The organism is Flammeovirga agarivorans, assembly GCF_012641475.1.
Lineage (GTDB): Bacteria > Bacteroidota > Bacteroidia > Cytophagales > Flammeovirgaceae > Flammeovirga > Flammeovirga agarivorans.
Genome location: NZ_JABAIL010000005.1, coordinates 115,254 through 131,970, shown reverse-complemented (window position 1 = coordinate 131,970; position 16,717 = coordinate 115,254). Strand labels below are relative to the sequence as shown.

13 protein-coding genes are annotated in these 16,717 nt (G+C 32.5%); 8 read left to right on the top strand and 5 right to left on the bottom strand.

The features are described from left to right. Positions 1–11 precede the first annotated feature (11 nt). The 5 genes from HGP29_RS16605 to HGP29_RS16585 all read left to right on the top strand — a co-directional run bounded on the left by HGP29_RS16605 (position 12) and on the right by HGP29_RS16585 (position 6,778). Complete coding sequence (locus HGP29_RS16605; RefSeq protein WP_168883558.1) at positions 12–2,492, top strand: tyrosine-protein kinase; 2,481 nt, start codon at positions 12–14, stop codon at positions 2,490–2,492. A 59-nt stretch (positions 2,493–2,551) separates the two neighbouring features. After that, the gene (locus HGP29_RS16600) at positions 2,552–3,334 is read left to right on the top strand and encodes a tyrosine-protein phosphatase (protein ID WP_168883557.1); all 783 of its coding nucleotides are present in this window, start codon (positions 2,552–2,554) and stop codon (positions 3,332–3,334) included. A 7-nt stretch (positions 3,335–3,341) separates the two neighbouring features. Beyond that, on the top strand, positions 3,342–4,322 hold the full coding sequence (locus HGP29_RS16595) for an NAD-dependent epimerase/dehydratase family protein (protein ID WP_168883556.1): 981 nt from the start codon (positions 3,342–3,344) through the stop codon (positions 4,320–4,322). 112 nt (positions 4,323–4,434) lie between these two features. Beyond that, positions 4,435–5,823 carry a tetratricopeptide repeat protein gene (locus HGP29_RS16590; protein ID WP_168883555.1) on the top strand — a complete coding sequence of 463 codons (1,389 nt, stop codon included), beginning with the start codon at positions 4,435–4,437 and terminating at the stop codon, positions 5,821–5,823. Between the two features lie 184 nt (positions 5,824–6,007). After that, positions 6,008–6,778 carry a phosphosulfolactate synthase gene (locus HGP29_RS16585; protein ID WP_168883554.1) on the top strand — a complete coding sequence of 257 codons (771 nt, stop codon included), beginning with the start codon at positions 6,008–6,010 and terminating at the stop codon, positions 6,776–6,778. A gap of 73 nt (positions 6,779–6,851) precedes the next feature. Here the strand turns inward: HGP29_RS16585 and HGP29_RS16580 are convergent, their stop codons facing one another. Then, complete coding sequence (locus HGP29_RS16580) at positions 6,852–7,700, bottom strand: flavin reductase family protein (protein WP_168883553.1); 849 nt, start codon at positions 7,698–7,700, stop codon at positions 6,852–6,854. A 651-nt stretch (positions 7,701–8,351) separates the two neighbouring features. Here HGP29_RS16580 and HGP29_RS16575 point away from each other — a divergent pair. Continuing rightward, positions 8,352–10,076, top strand: coding sequence for a lysophospholipid acyltransferase family protein (locus tag HGP29_RS16575; RefSeq protein WP_168883552.1), 1,725 nt, complete (start codon positions 8,352–8,354; stop codon positions 10,074–10,076). A 501-nt stretch (positions 10,077–10,577) separates the two neighbouring features. Here HGP29_RS16575 and HGP29_RS16570 read toward each other — a convergent pair. Continuing rightward, the gene (locus tag HGP29_RS16570) at positions 10,578–11,267 is read right to left on the bottom strand and encodes an RluA family pseudouridine synthase (RefSeq protein ID WP_168883551.1); all 690 of its coding nucleotides are present in this window, start codon (positions 11,265–11,267) and stop codon (positions 10,578–10,580) included. 117 nt (positions 11,268–11,384) lie between these two features. Then, the gene (gene panB / locus HGP29_RS16565) at positions 11,385–12,203 is read right to left on the bottom strand and encodes a 3-methyl-2-oxobutanoate hydroxymethyltransferase (protein ID WP_168883550.1); all 819 of its coding nucleotides are present in this window, start codon (positions 12,201–12,203) and stop codon (positions 11,385–11,387) included. A 153-nt stretch (positions 12,204–12,356) separates the two neighbouring features. On the opposite strand from panB, the gene HGP29_RS16560 reads away from it, so the two are divergent. Further along, entirely contained in the window at positions 12,357–13,148 is a 792-nt protein-coding gene (locus HGP29_RS16560) for an SDR family NAD(P)-dependent oxidoreductase (RefSeq protein ID WP_168883549.1), read from the top strand. Between the two features lie 36 nt (positions 13,149–13,184). Further along, on the top strand, positions 13,185–14,873 hold the full coding sequence (locus tag HGP29_RS16555) for a DNA polymerase/3'-5' exonuclease PolX (RefSeq protein ID WP_168883548.1): 1,689 nt from the start codon (positions 13,185–13,187) through the stop codon (positions 14,871–14,873). Positions 14,874–14,929: 56 nt separating this feature from the next. On the opposite strand, the gene HGP29_RS16550 is transcribed toward HGP29_RS16555, so the two are convergent. Continuing rightward, positions 14,930–15,895: a calcium/sodium antiporter gene (locus HGP29_RS16550; protein ID WP_168883547.1), complete on the bottom strand. Its 966-nt coding sequence runs from the start codon at positions 15,893–15,895 to the stop codon at positions 14,930–14,932. Between the two features lie 200 nt (positions 15,896–16,095). Continuing rightward, positions 16,096–16,527, bottom strand: coding sequence for a DUF5606 family protein (locus HGP29_RS16545; RefSeq protein ID WP_168883546.1), 432 nt, complete (start codon positions 16,525–16,527; stop codon positions 16,096–16,098). Between the last annotated feature and the right edge of the window lie 190 nt (positions 16,528–16,717).

The window sequence follows — 16,717 nt, the reverse complement described above, 5'->3', positions numbered from 1 at the left end:
TCCTGTTAAATATGAATGATTTTGATAAAGAATGGGAGGACTTTGACAATAATGATGATAGTTCTACCAATAATTTAGACTTAGATAAATTAGAATTCGTTGTAAAGAAAAATCTAATTTATATCGCTTTAATACTCATTTTAAGCGGTATAGGTGCTTTTCTTTATATTCGATGGACTCCTAGAATATTTGAGGCAAAAACTCTCAACCAAGTAAAACTTACATCTTCATCGCAAGAGTTTGCTGAAAAATTTGGCATCACTTCTAGTTCTTTGGAAGAAGGAAAACTAGAGAGTGAAATGGCACTAATTACTTCAGGAGTAACTTATAATCGTATTATTGACTCACTGATTGATCTATCTGTTGATTATCACTCAGTAGGTGATGTTCGTGATTCAGAACTATTCGGTAACTCAGTACCTTTTGAATTAAGCTACCCTTCTGGGAAACAACCAGGACTAACGAATCAGAGATTTTTTATCCAATTCACAGATCAAGGGAAAAATTATACGATAAAGTATAAAATTGGCGAAGATGAATTTACTGTTTATGGAGCATCTGGAAAACAAATTATACTCGGAGGTACACCATTAATTATATCAAGTAAAAGTGTCACTTTAGATAATAATCAATACAGCTTCAAGTTTAATTCTAGAAGTGAAATTATTTCGTTTTTAAGAAAAAATCTATCAGTAATGATTTTTGATCCAAGAGCAAAAACGATTCAAATTTCATTTACCGCAGGCAATCAACAGAAGGCCGTTGCTATACTTGAAGCCATCAATAAAGCTTATAGTCAACTTTCTAGAGAAGGGAAAGCTCTCGTTTATGAAAGGGCATTAGACTACTTATATAGTCAGGTAGATATTACAAAAGACTCGCTTAATAAATTAGAAAATCAGATGCGAGCGTTAAGTTATAGTAAAGATCTAAGTGCTTACATGGAAGCGGGGCCCATTGTAGATAATATTCAACAATTAGAAAAATCGCTTAACGAACTCAAGAACGAAAAGAAAAAGTACCAGAAATTAAGAGGGTTTCTAGAAGCAGATAGTAGTATTGTGTATATACAGGCTTATGCGACTATACTTACTGATGGAAGCATTACTTCTAGTTTGGATGAACTCGCTAAATTAGAAACAGAAGCTCTTCGTATTAAAGAATCATATACGACTAATACTATAGCTAGTAATTCAAAGCTTGAACTCTACAAGAAACTAAGATTTGAAGTGGCAGAATCTATCAAATTTGCCGAACAATTTCTTAATGAGAATATCAATGATCTTCAAAAAGAAATCACAAAACTTAGAAGTGTATTTTTTCAAAATATTGGTGGTGATCCAGACCTTAAGAAGATAGAAAAAAGAGTTGCCATTTATACTAATATCTCTGATCTATTAACCAATAAAATGATTGAGGTTAGTATGGCTCAGGCGAGTACGATTGAGAGTTCTACGGTTATCAATGCTCCATATGCTAGCAAAATACCAATTCTACCAAAGAAATTTGTTTCTACAGCAATCAGTATTGCTATTGGTATTTTCTTATCTATTATTCTCATTCTTATTAATTACCTGATGATGGATAAAATTAGTAGTTTAAAACACTTAGAACGTCGAACTACTATGCCAATTTTGGGGCTGATTCCTAAATATATAAAAGAGGAAATGCAGGTATCAAAACTTGTTGTTTCTTCAGATCCGAAATCAACAATGTCCGAGGCTTTCCGTTCTATCCGTACAAACCTAGATTTTATGGTTACGGAAAATGAAAACGGAGAAGTTAAAAATAAAGAAACAAAAGTAATTTCTGTTACATCGACAATTAGTGGTGAAGGTAAAACCTTTGTTGCATCAAACTTAGCAGGAATTATCGCTATGTCTGATAAAAAGGTAGTAATGGTAGACTTAGACTTAAGAAAACCAAAAGTTCACCTTGCAATGGGTGGTAGCAATACAATTGGTGCTTCATCTATTTTAGTCGGACAAAATACTATTGAAGAATGTCTTCAAGAAACTGAGGTACCTACATTAAAATATATAAGTGCAGGACCTATTCCTCCAAATCCATCAGAACTAATATTATCATCAAACTTCAGCAGATTTTTACAACAATTGAAAGACGAATTTGATGTAATTATGCTTGATTCACCTCCAATTGGGTTAGTTACGGATGGTATGATTGTTATGCGACATGTCGATAATCCGATATATGTTGTTAGAGCTGATTACTCAAAACAATCGTTTATTGACAACGCCAACAACCTTTATAAATCTGGCAAATTCAAGAATATATCCATCATTCTTAATTCTGTTCCTGATAGAAGAAGTTACGGAGGCTATGGTTATGGCTATGGTTCCATGTCTTATAGTGCCTACGGTTACGGATATGGATACACCTATGGATATGACAGCGATTTGTCTGAAGAGGACATGGAATATTTTGATGAGGTGAAAAAACCTTTCTGGAAGAAAATATTTAGAAAATCATAAGGAGGGTAAATTTAGTACACAATTTGTACTAATTATAGTAGATTAAATTGCTTACGATAATGGGATTTTTTTCAAACTTATTCGGTAAGAAAAAAGAGAAGAAGGAAGAAGTAATTACAAGTCCTATGGGACCACAACTTACTACTGACATGCATGCTCATTTTTTACCAGGTATAGATGATGGGGCTCAGAATATGGATGAGTCTATAGATATAATAAAAACTCTACATGGATTTGGCTATACTCATCTGGTAGCAACGCCACATGTTATGAGTGATTTCTTTAAAAATACTCCTGAAATTATTTTAGGAAAACTAGAAGAAGTTAGAACAGAAGTAGAAAAGCAAGGTATTAATATTAAAATTGATGCCGCTGCTGAATACTACCTTGACGATGCTTTTATGAGAAAGCTTAGAAATGATGAGCCACTTCTAACTTTTGGCGATGCAAAGTATTTATTAATAGAAACATCTTTCATCAACCCTTGTGTATTTATTGATGAAGCGATTTTCCTTGCAATTTCTAAAGGGTACCAACCCATCATTGCTCACCCTGAAAGATATACCTATGCTTATGGGAAATATGATGAGATTCTAAGATGGAAAGAATTGGGAGCTTTACTTCAAATAAATGCTCTTTCTTTAGCGGGATACTATTCTTCTACGGCAAAGAAATATGCTGAGCGCCTTATTAATGACCAAGCCGTAGATTTCATTGGAACGGATACTCACAAAGCAAAACACTTGAATTGGTTAGAAAAAGTGAGGAATCTCTCCTATTATAATAAATCACTAGGCTTATCTTTGCGTAATAATACAATATCAGAAATTCCACAAAAATAATTACACCTTGTCACTCGAAGGAAAAAACATATTTATTACAGGAGCAACAGGCTTTGTTGGTGGTTATATCACTAAAGCTTTATATGAACAGAAAGCAAACATTTACGCTCTTAATGGCAAACAAAACGATAAATCTTTCTTGGGTGACATCAGTAATAATATTACTTGGCTTGATGTTGACTTATTAGATCCAAATGGTCTAATTGAAGTATTGAAAGATATTGAATATGTGGTGCATACAGCATCTATTGTATCTTTTAATAATACACTTGACGAATTAAGAGCTATCAACATCAACGGTACCGCTAATTTGGTCAACATATCACTTCAAGCCAATGTGAAAAAATTTATTCATATCAGTTCCATTGCTGCTTTAGGCAATCCTGAATATGGAGTAAATATTAATGAAAATTCTAAATGGAGTGGTGATAAAGGAATGTCAGCCTATGCCATTTCGAAATATAATGCAGAACAAGAAGTTTGGAGAGGATATAGAGAAGGTTTAGATGTCGTTATTCTCAACCCTTCAGTTATTTTAGGGGTAGGAGATTGGAATAGAAGTAGTCTGACTATTTTTAAACTGCTAAAAAGTGGAGTTAAATACTATCCCACTGGCGTTTTCAGTTCTGTAGATATCAGAGATGTTGTAACAGCAACTCTACAATCTTTTAATGAGAATATTTCTGGTGAAAGGTTCATATTAAACGCCGGAAGTATACCTTATAAAGATGCTCTCACTATTATTAGTAATGGACTGGATGTTACTCCACCCACAAAGCAAGTATCTAAATCGTATGTGATGTTTGTTTATTACCTTGAGAAATTTATTTCATTAATCTCTTCTCGTTCAAGAAAGCTTTCTAAAAACTTAATCAATACGTTATTTTCTCCTTTTGTCTATGAAAACAACAAAGTTATAGACAGTATGAATATTCAATTCAAATCTTTAGAAGAAACCATGAATTGGGTGAAAGAAGACCATAAATAAACCAATTTCTTAAAATCTTAGTTTTATTAATATCTACCAATTATTAACAGCATGGTAATTTATTTATTACGATATTGTTAGAAACGGTATTAATAAACAGCTACTTCATAATATGTCAGAAGGTCAAAACGATATACAAAAAGTAATTCAACAATATGAGAAGATGGAAAAGGAGGGGCGTATTGAGTTTTTCGACTTATCGACCTTCGAAGATATCATAGAGCATTACTTCATTAATTTTAGTATCAAAAAAGCATTATCAGTATGTAATACAGCAGAAGATATTTACCCGTTTTCTACTTCAGTTAAAGTCTTAAAATCTAGAATATTAGCCTATTTAGGTAATTATAAAGAAGCATTTGATGTAATTTATGAGGCTGAAAAAATTGCCCCAAATGATTATCAAGTTCTTTTTTACAAAGGAACATTACATTCTATTTTAGGGGATACTGATAAAGCTATTGAAAGTTTTGAACAGGCACTTCCTTATGCAGAACAACCTGCAGATGTGTTTTATAATATAGGAGTCACACTTCAATCCATTAATGAATTTGATCAAGCTTTAATTGCTTACAAAAAAGCATTAAAAGAAGATATTACTCATGAAGATAGTGTATATGAATTAATTGACTGTGGAACACAAACAAAACGCTTGAAGAGTGTCCATGATTTTCTTCAAGGTTTTATTGATAAAGATCCTTATAGTGCAGATGCTTGGTACAATATGGGGATATTTTATAGTCAGTCTCAACAATATGATCAGGCTCTTGCAGCATTCGAATATGCTACACTTGTAAATGAAAAGTTTGATCTAGCATATATGCATATGGGACATTGTTTTCTTAATAAGAAAATGTACCCAGAAGCTTTTCGTCAATACCTAAATGCTTTACAAAATACAAGTGAGCCTACATCAGAATTATACTGTCACTTAGGAGCTTCTGCAGAAATGATGGAAGATTATAATGTAGGAATCCGTTATTTTAAAAAAGCGATTGAGCTAGATGAAAGTTTTGATGAAGGTTGGTTTGGTGTTGGTGAAAACCACAGAAAACTAGGCAACTTTTTAGAAGCAACACATTACCTGAATAAAGCAGTTAAACTGAATAAGTTTTATGATGAATATTGGTATTCTCTAGCAAAAGCAGAATGTGAACTAGGTAATCTTGTTTCAGGTTTAGAAGCTTTTGAGCAAGCCAGCAGTATTAATCCTAATAATGAAGGAATATGGATTGACTGGTCGGAGGTATATAACAAATCTGGAGAGTTGAATGAAGCTTGTGAAGTTTTAAAAAAAGCAATCAATCACCTACCTGAAAATCACTCTTTACATTACAGATTGGCAGCTTATCAATTAATTGGGGGAAAACTACAGGAAGCATACAAAACCATTGAAGTTGCATTGAAACTTAATTATGATGCACATCAAGAAATGATAGATTATGTACCAAATGAGACAATCAAGAAAATTCTTAAGGTAGCTATCTCTAAGTTTAAATGACATTAAATCATAATTTGATTAAATATTTTGATTTTTTAACAGAATTATAACCTTAAAGAGCAGAGCATTTACGAAATTGCGCTGCAGCTTATATTTCTGTCAAATTCAGAAATTTAAGGTTAAAAAATGTATCGACTCCCAAAAAACTTGTAGGTCGATTTTTTTTATTTCAAATCGTCAGATGATGAATTACGTATTAAATAATCTACCTGAAAGATCAGTAAAACCTAGAAACAAAGGCCTTACTATGGCTATGGATAAAGGTTTATCACTACGCGAAGTAGAAGACGTTCTAGAAACTTCAGGAGATTACATTGATATTGTGAAATTAGGATGGGCTACTTCATACGTATATCCTAAATTACAAGAGAAAATTAATCTTTATCATGAGGCTGGTATCAATGTTTACCTTGGTGGTACATTGTTCGAAGCATTTGTTATCAGAAACCAATTCGAGGATTACTTAAGAGTTTTAGATAAATTTGGTTTAGAGTTCGCTGAGGTATCAGATGGTTCTATGGACATGGCTCATGATGTAAAGTGTGAGTATATCAACAAATTATCACAAAGAGCAACTGTACTTTCTGAAGTAGGATCTAAGGATGCTGAAAAAATCATTCCTCCATACAAATGGATCGAATTGATGAGAAACGAATTAGATGCTGGTGCTTGGAAAGTTATTGGTGAAGCTCGTGAAGGTGGAAACGTTGGTCTTTTCCGTTCTTCTGGTGAAGTAAGATCAGGTTTAGTAGAAGAAATTCTTACTCAAATTCCTTACGAAGATATCATCTGGGAGGCGCCACAAAAAGCTCAACAAGTATGGTTCATCAAATTGATCGGTACTAACGTAAACTTAGGAAACATTGCACCTAAAGAAGTTATTCCTTTAGAAACTATTCGTTTAGGTTTAAGAGGTGATACTTTCCATGATTTCTTAAACGAAGGTTGGAAATAGTATCATATCAATGATATAAAATAAAAAGCGTCACTTTTTTAAGAAAGGAGACGCTTTTTTCTTTACGATGTTTTTATGACAGCAAGACCTTCCATGCTTCTATGATCCTTCCTTTATTTAATAACTTGGATGCTAACATATGATTGTTCTCTCTTGAACTCATCTGTGGTACTTCTATAGAATTAAGTACTTCTTCAGATGGAATTGCTTCAACATTGGCCAATTTAGCCAACTGATTTCCTGTTAAAACATCACTTTCTACAATATGTAATGGTAATTTATCAATACCAATACCTTTTTGTCGAATAGGTTTCTGAATCGTCATTAAAGCATCTCCTGAAGCTCTCACATAATAATGACCACCCATTCTTCCCATAAGATCCATTGCTGTATTATCTATCATTCCTTTTGTATCTAGAATATCTTCATCAAGGTGTATTCTTACCACCTCACATATTACTAGATTTCCTGCTCCTCCTTCTTGCCCCATTTCGATGACCTGTTGCAGTTTACATTCGAATTGAACAGGTGACTCCATCACTCTAGGGGCTTTTACTTCTTTAGAAGGAACCTCTGTTAACCCTGCTTTTGTAAACTCATTTACTCCCTTATCATATTCTGTACTTGATAGTGACATTTGTTCCACAATAGTAAAAGGAACAATGTTAACTACACATTCTTTTGTCTCAAGTATATTTTCAAGTGTGTGTTTTATCGTATTGTCCCTTACTCTTCTTGTGGGAGAGAAAACAAGAATTGGTGGTTTTGCACCAAAAAAATTGAAACAACTGTATGGACTTAAATTCACATTTCCATTTCCATCAACAGTACTTACAAAGGCAATAGGCCTAGGTGCTACAGCACTTAGAAGATAGTTATGCATTTGTGCTGTTGATAATTCTGATGGTGTGTATGTTTTCATATGTGTTTATCGGTAATAATTCTCTGCTAAATGTAAAGAAATAGCTATTGAATAACAATCATGTAATTATTATCTATAAAATTAACTTTTTTAAGTAACAGAAAAGAGAGGAATTATGAGTTAAATTAATACATAGTTTAAAAAACAAATATATATGTATTCGTACTAAAGCATATTCAATATTTGATCTATATGATATTAAAATCAAGATACTATCCCTTGATAACGATTTACATAATCAATTCAGATTATATTAAATGAATGAAGATCTAAAATTATTCAATTTATCGACTACCCATAGTTAATAAAGTTACGATCGCATATTTATTTCATATTTATATACACGTTTATACAAATATTTATTATTTACTAATGTAAGAACAAGAGATAAAATATACTTTTTAAAGAAAAACTATAAATAAACATCAACAACTTTAATTAAATCATTGATAATGAAGAGTAAATGCCTTTATGTAATACCTAAATAATCAACTAATTTAATTTGACATTAAACTAATAAGCATGTAAACTACTTTTAATCTAATGTGAACAGGTAACATTGAATTCATTATAAAACAATATAGGATTTTCATATACATAAAAATCAGATAATGTGTGAGTTGTAGCTTTGTATAAATACAACAAAGCAATATGAAAACTGAAATTATTCCTACAAGAGAAATAATGAATGAACTCAATTTAAGTCAGTGGACTGCTCAGTTAATGATGAAGGCTACCGGCTTATCTGTTTTCAATGATATATATACAGTTCTTTCTGATTATGAAGGAATTGAGTTAATAGAAGAGACCCTAAAACTACTAAATATTGAGGTTGATATCAACGAAAATGAACTAAAAAATATACCTAAAAATGGCCCATTTATTACTGTGTCAAATCATCCATATGGATTACTTGATGGGATTATTTTAATCAAAGTACTTCAGAAAATAAGACCTGATTTTCAAGTAACAGCAAATGTTCTTTTAGAGAAAATGGAGCCTTTCAGAAAATTATTTATTTCTGTTGATCCTTTTAAAAAGAAAAGTTTAAATGGTTTTCAAAAAGTATTATCAAGATTGGAAGAAGGGCATTGTATTGGTCTTTTTCCCGCTGCAGAAGTTTCGACCTATCATAATACCCACAAAACCATCACAGACAAACCTTGGAGTAAATCTTCAATTAAGCTTATTCAATCGGCAAATGTTCCTGTAATACCCATTTACTTTCATGGTGCTAACAGCTGGTCATTCCATTTATTAGGTAAGATCCATCCTTTGTTACGGACATTTCAACTACCTAATGAATTTTTAAAGAAAAGAAATCAAACAATCAAAGTAAGAATTGGTCAAGAAATACCTGTTTCAAAATTACAGCAATTTGATCAGATAAATGATTTACGACAATACCTAAGAAATAAGACCTATTTGTTAGGAGAAGGAATGAAACAGCAAAGATTTCTTAAGCCGAATAAGAGTATTAAGGATAACGTCGAACCTATAATACCTCAAATACCAAACAGTATCATTCAAGATGAAATTGACCAACTTCCATCGTCATCAGTTCTTTGTGAACATGGTCATTATGAAGTACGTATTGCTCCTGCTGATAAAATACCTTATACACTGTTAGAAATTGGTAGACTAAGAGAAATCACATACCGAGATGTAGGAGAGGGGACCAATAGAGAAATTGATTTAGATAAGTTTGATGAATACTACCATCATTTATTTATATGGGAAAAGTATACTCAAAAAATTATTGGAGCATACCGCATAGGAATGGGAGATGAGATCATCAAACATCTAGGTAAAAAAGGCTTTTATACCCATACCCTATTTAAGTTTAAAGATGAGTTTACACATGTATTGGCTAATGGTATTGAACTTGGTCGCTCTTTTATCATAAAAGAAAAGCAAAAAGATGCATTTCCTCTATTTATACTCTGGAAGGGAATCAACTTATTATTAAAAAGAAATCAACAGTATAAATATATGTTTGGTCCTGTCAGTATCAGTAACGACTATTCTGACGCTGCTAAAGATGCTATCATCTATTATTCTTATAAATATTTATTCGACGAAGAAGTGGCTCAATTTGTAAAAGCTAGAAAGCGCTATAAAATCAAGGATCATATGAAGAAATACATTGATAATTTAATTAGCGGGGAGAAAATAACTATAGATGAATTGGATAAACTCATCATGGATATTGAACCCAAAAAATATAGAGTTCCAGTTCTTATACGTCAATATATAAAATTAAATGGCAGGTTGATTGGTTTCAACATCGATCCAAAATTTAACCACTGTATCGATGGGCTAATCCTAGTCAATGTGGATAACATTCCTAAAAAAATCACCAATCAGCTGACATAATTTTTTTATCTGATCAACCAAAATACCTTATTTGTTACCTGTTAGATCTCTGCATTTTATGTTGAGATCTTTTTATTTATCAACAGATAATTATCGTTATGTACTTAATTTCAATCATTTAGCAACGAATGTGAATAAAATTATTACTATGAGTAATGTACAATAGTTATCCACATAATTTATATACTGTGAACAGTACTAATGTGAATAATTTTCTTTGTTTTTATAGTTAATTTCAGTGATTTGATTACTTATTCACATTTTTGTTGATAAGTGTATGCGCAAAAAAGGTTATTCAATCTTAGAAAAACCATGTTGATAACTACCTAATTCTATGATTTTTAACTAGATATCACTGTGAGTAAAATAATGTTGATATAGAATTTAAATCTTTGTTAGAAGATAGTTTATCAACAAAAGTTATTCACAATCAAAAAATCCCCAATCTCAAAAGAGACCAGGGATTCTATTAATATAACTTGAATTGGTGATGTAACTAAATTACATCTTGGCGAAGTTCTTCCATACATCGTGTTCAGGAACACGAGCCGTAAAACGCATAGGTTCTTTCTTCACGGGGTGTTCAAACGCAAGTTCTTTTGCATGAAGGAAAATTAATTTACCATTCATCACTCTACGTTTTGCACCATATTTCATGTCTCCTTTAATTGGAGATCCAATATTACCTAATTGTGCACGGATTTGATGTGAACGTCCAGTTTTAGGTTCAACATGTAAGCAGTAATTTTCACCTACACGACCTAATGTTTTATAATACGTTTCACAATATTTCCCACCTCGTCTATCTGATAAATAAACGTGTGTTCTATTTTTCTTTTCGTCCTTCTTTAGCCAGTTAATTAAAGTATCCTCTTCTTGTTGAGGGCGTTTTTCAACCAATGCTAAATAGGTTTTCGTAATCTTATGACCTTGAAAGATCTTAGCCATTCTTTCAGCAGCTTTAGAAGTTCTTGCAAAAACAACTACACCACTTACAGGACGGTCTAATCTATGTACTGGAGCTAAAAATACTGCTCCTGGCTTATTGTATTTTTCTTTGATATACTCTTTAACGATATCCGTAAGGGTTTCGTCTCCAGTATTATCACCTTGTACCAAAATACCGGGTGCCTTATTTACAACCACTAAGTGATTGTCTTCATAGATGATCTGTGACTGATCTAAATTCATAATATTCTTTTTTCCTCGCTTACATCACGTAAGTGATCAATATAAAGTTCCAATTATTCACAATTATAATTAATAAACAGTCATCAGAACCAAATACTATTTATTAATTGAAAAGCATTAGTAACACTCTTTCTCATTAGGGAAATCTTGTGATTTTACATCAGAGATATACCCTTGAACAGCTTCTTTCATCATTCCTCCGATATTTGCATATCTTCTTAAGAAACGAGGTTTAAAGTCTTGAGTGATTCCTAACATATCATGTACAACAAGTACTTGTCCGTCCACTCCTGCACCTGCACCAATACCGATTACAGGTATAGTAAGCTCCTTAGCAACTCTCTCAGCCAAAGCAGAAGGTATTTTTTCTAAGACAAGAGCAAAACAGCCAAGTTCTTCTAAAAGCTTAGCATCATCAATAAGCTTTTGAGCTTCTTCTTCTTCTTTTGCTCTAACAGTATATGTACCGAATTTATAAATAGATTGAGGTGTTAACCCTAAATGTCCCATTACCGGTACACCTGCAGATAAAATCTTTTGAACAGATTCTTTAATCTCAGCTCCACCTTCAACTTTTACAGCATGTCCGCCAGTTTCTTTCATAATGCGAATAGCTGAACGTAATGCCTCTGAAGAGCTTCCTTGGTAGCTACCAAATGGAATATCAACAACAACTAAAGCTCTATCAACTGCTCTAACAACAGAAGTAGCATGGTAAATCATATGATCTAATGTAATAGGTAAAGTAGTTTCATTACCTGCCATTACGTTAGATGCCGAATCACCAACTAATAAAACATCAATACCAGCGCTATCTAAAATTTTAGCCATTGAATAATCATAAGCTGTAAGCATAGAGATTTTTTCACCTCTAGATTTCATCGCTGCTAACTGATGTGTCGTAACTTTTTTGATATCTGATTTATGGATTGACATTTTATCTACTGATGTTTAATTGTTTCACCCTATTTATAGTAGCGCAAATATACAATATTGGACGGGTTGTTAATAACTTAATGAATGATAGTAAGCCGAATACAGCCCGTTCTTTACTAAAGTTTTGTCAATAGTTCGTAATTTCGGTGCATTATGAAAAAAACACGGTTCGAAAATAAGGTTTGCTGGGTTATTGGAGCATCCTCAGGAATTGGTTATCAACTTGCTTCTGATTTGAGCTTGATGAATACTAAGCTTATTCTTTCAGGAAGAAATGAACAAAAACTAACTACTTTATCACGGTCTTTAAAAGTAGATTCTAGCGTTTTACCTCTAGACTTAAGTGATCAAGAAGAAGCACTTGCAAGTAAAGTAAAACAAGCTGAAGCCATATATTCTCAAATAGATATTGTTTTTTTTGTTGGAGGCATTAGTCAACGATCAAGTTTTCTGGAAACAGCAACATCCACTTTCGAACAAATTATGAAGGTGAATTTTTGGGGAGCCGTTCATATTACTAAATCAATATTACCACACTTACTAAAAGCAAATGATCCTATTATCGTAGTCATAAATAGTGTTCAAGGAAAATTTGGTATTCCTAATAGGTCTGCTTATGCATCATCAAAACATGCTTTATTAGGGTTCTTTGATTCTTTAAGAGCAGAGCTAGGCAATCAAAAAATACAGATTACTTCAATTCTACCTGGATACGTAAAAACCGATTTAGCCAAAAATGCACTATTGGGTGATGGTTCTCAACAAGGGCATTTAGAAGATGGAAAAGGAGGGATTTCTACAGAGCAAGCCAGTAAAGATATACTTCACTTTACATCTGTTGGAAAAAGTGAAGCAGTCATCGGAAGACCAAGAGAAAAAGCTGCAGTTTTAATCAAAAGATTCTTTCCATCTTTCTTTGAAAAATTAGTAAGAAAAAAATCCTAATCTTCTAACTTTAGGATTCAGACACATCGACAAATCATGACAAATAAAGATATAATTAAAACGTTCCGTTTATTGACTTCCTTGATGGAACTTCACGGAGCAAATCAATTTAAAACGAGAGCATATTCTTCAGCGATTCAAAGTATGGAAAACGCCGGAACTCCATTAATCGACCTTGATAATGATGGATTGATTGAAAAAGGGCTTTCCAAAACTATGTCTGAAAAACTAACGACATGGTTTCAAACCGGTACACTAGCAGATTTAGAAGAATTAGAAGAAAAAACTCCTGCAGGTGTTATTGATATGATGGGATTAAGTGGTGTTGGTCCTAAAAAAATAGCAGCTTTATGGAAAGAACTTGATATTGATTCATTAGATAAACTTCAAACCGCTTGTGAAGAAAATAAAGTTCAATCTTTAAAAGGTTTTGCAGCAAAAACTGAAGCTAAAATTCTTCAACAAGTACTGTTTTTAAAAGAAAATAAAAAGCGTCTGCACTATTCAAAAGCAGAAGTTTATGCTAAAGATTTCTTAAAGATTATGGATGACAGAGGTATTAAAACTGTTATGTCTGGAGAGTTATCTTTAAACAGAGAAGTGATTGATACATTAAGCTTCACTGCTCTATGTGAAAGTACTGCTGCTGTAAAAGGCATTATTGAAGAGTATTCAGCAATTGAAATAGATCCAAAGACTTCTTCACCATTAACGGTTAGAGGATATCTTACTGATACAAAAAGTGAAGTCGTTGTTTTTGTCGCCTCTGAGAAAGAATTTACTAAACTAGCCTTCCAAAAGAGCTGTGCTCCTGAACATCTATCATTAAAAGGGGCAGATCATCCAAGTATTAGAGAAGTATTAAATAAAGAGGAAATAACTTCTGAAGAGGATATTTATCAAAAAGCAGGTCTACCATTCTTTCCTCCAGAATTAAGAGAAGGAGAGGAGTATGTAGGTAGTTTTGCTACAAAAGGTATTCCGACATTAGTTGAAGATCAAGATTTAAAAGGTAGTCTTCATAATCACTCCGATTATTCAGATGGTCAAAATACTTTGAGAGAAATGGCTACTTATCTGAAAGATCAAGGGTATGAATATCTTGGTATTTCGGATCACTCAAAAACGGCATTTTATGCAAACGGTTTGTCTGTTGAAAGGATTGAACAGCAACACAAAGAAATTGATGAACTAAACAAAGAGCTAGCTCCATTCAAAATATTTAAAGGGATAGAGTCTGATATCTTAAATGATGGTAGTTTAGACTATGACGAAGATGTTTTAGCATCATTTGATTTTATAGTGGCTTCAATACATTCTCCTCTTACTATGACTAAAGAAGTCGCTACTGCTCGTTTAATCAAAGCTATTGAACATCCTGCTACAACTATTTTAGGACACCCTACAGGGCGTTTACTACTTAGAAGAGAAGGATACCCTATCGATCATAAAGCAGTAATTGATGCATGTGCTAAACATGGTGTTGTAATAGAAATTAATTCAAGCCCTTGGCGCTTAGACCTAGATTGGAGATGGGCAAAATATGCATTAGATCAAGGTGTAAAACTTTCATTAAACCCAGATGCTCATGCGGTAGAAGGATATGCAGATATGCATTATGGCTTACTCGTAGGAAGAAAAGCTGGGCTCACAAAAGAAATGACTCTAAATGCTATGTCACTAGCTGAAATAGAAGATTATTTCACATCCAGAAAAAAGAAATAAGCGATATATAATCTAAAAAAAGACCATATTCTATTATAGAAGAATATGGTCTTTTTTTAGGATTCAAGCATCACAAGATATCCAGTATAAACGATATATATTAATAATAATATTATTGCTTCCCATCGATCAACCACCTTTATCTTCTTTCCAGTAAACATCATCCCGAAAAGTAAAAGTGTGCCTCCAATTAATACATAGAGATCAAGATTAAACTTTGTATTATATTCTACCGGCTGAATCATACTACTTACTGAAAGTATAAATAGGATATTAAAGATATTCGAACCAATAACATTACCGATAGCTATATCACTATTTTTCTTTAATGCTGCAATCACTGATGTTGTCAATTCTGGTAATGATGTACCTATCGCAACGATAGTCAGACCTATAATTTTTTCACTTACGCCCAATTTTTGAGCTATTTCAATACTATTATTTACGACAAATTGCCCTCCTGCAATCAGTAGAATTAAACCTCCTACAATTTTAAGCACTACATTTTTAGCTACTTTTACCTCTTGTTCTTGTGATATTTCACCTTCCTCTTTCATACTAGTAAAGATGTAATAGAGGAATAATACAAAGAGGATAAACAGTAAGGCACCATCTAACCTTGATAAAAAGTGAGTTGTTGAATCTGTATTGACAAAGTAATCATTGACCTGTAATAATAGCAATACAGTAAGGAATAAAGAAATAGGTATCTCTTTCCAAGCGGTACTTGATTTTACAGCAATTGGCATAATAATACCTGCAACACCTAGAATAAAAAAAATATTGAAGTTATTACTACCTACAATATTACCCAAAAGGATATCAGAATGTCCATTTACAACTGAAATGACATTCACTAATAATTCAGGCATTGAAGTGCCAAAAGCCACAACAGTTAATCCGATTGCTAAATCAGATATATTATGCTTTTTTGCTAGTGATGATGCCCCATCTACTAGCCAATTAGCCCCAAAGATTAATGCAGTAAAGCCTACTGCAACTAAAAGTATTGATAAAATCATATTTTTATTGTTGAACTCATAGATAACAACGGTATGATTCTAAGTTGGTTATACTTATTTTGACTCTGAGTATATAAAAATTAGCTTTCAGAATTTCAAAAAACATTTTTATATAAAAAGGAGATGCAATAGCCTAAAAAACTATTGCATCTCCTTTTAAATTTTTAATTGCTATATACTTGTTATCAAGTACTTAGTAATTATTCAGCAGATTCTTCTGCTTCTTCTTTATTATCTTCTAAAGCTTCAGGGTAGAACTCAGCTAACTTGCTAAACCAAGTCACTAATTTTTTAATATCTGAAGTATAGATACGATCAGAATCCCAGTTTGGTAATACTTGGAAGATGAAGTCTTCTAAAGCTTCTTCACTTTTTGTATCAACATCTAACTTAGTCGAACCAAATTTTTCTTTTACAGAAGTAAATACTTCTTCTAATGGCACTGACTCCTCAGCTTGACCTGTAACATACATAGAAATCTCTTTTAAGATTGAGATTCTTTGGCTTGCGTTTACAATTGTCTTCTTTGGCTTTGCCTCTAAAGATTCAACAATAACACCTGTACGAGACGGTTTTAATACTTTGTATAACCCTGGCTTACCTGCAATTGCAGCAATGTCTTTTAAGTTCATATTTAGAAATAAGTATTTATGATTGATAATCTCACTACAAAGAAATGAATTCCTTTATTGCGATCATATGTTTGACAAAATATCATGCGTAAGAAAAACGCTTCGCAATTTAATAAATGAACTCTTTTTTCCGAACTGATTAATTGGATTTAGTCATTAATGATTATGAAAAAACCTGTGAAGAGAACTC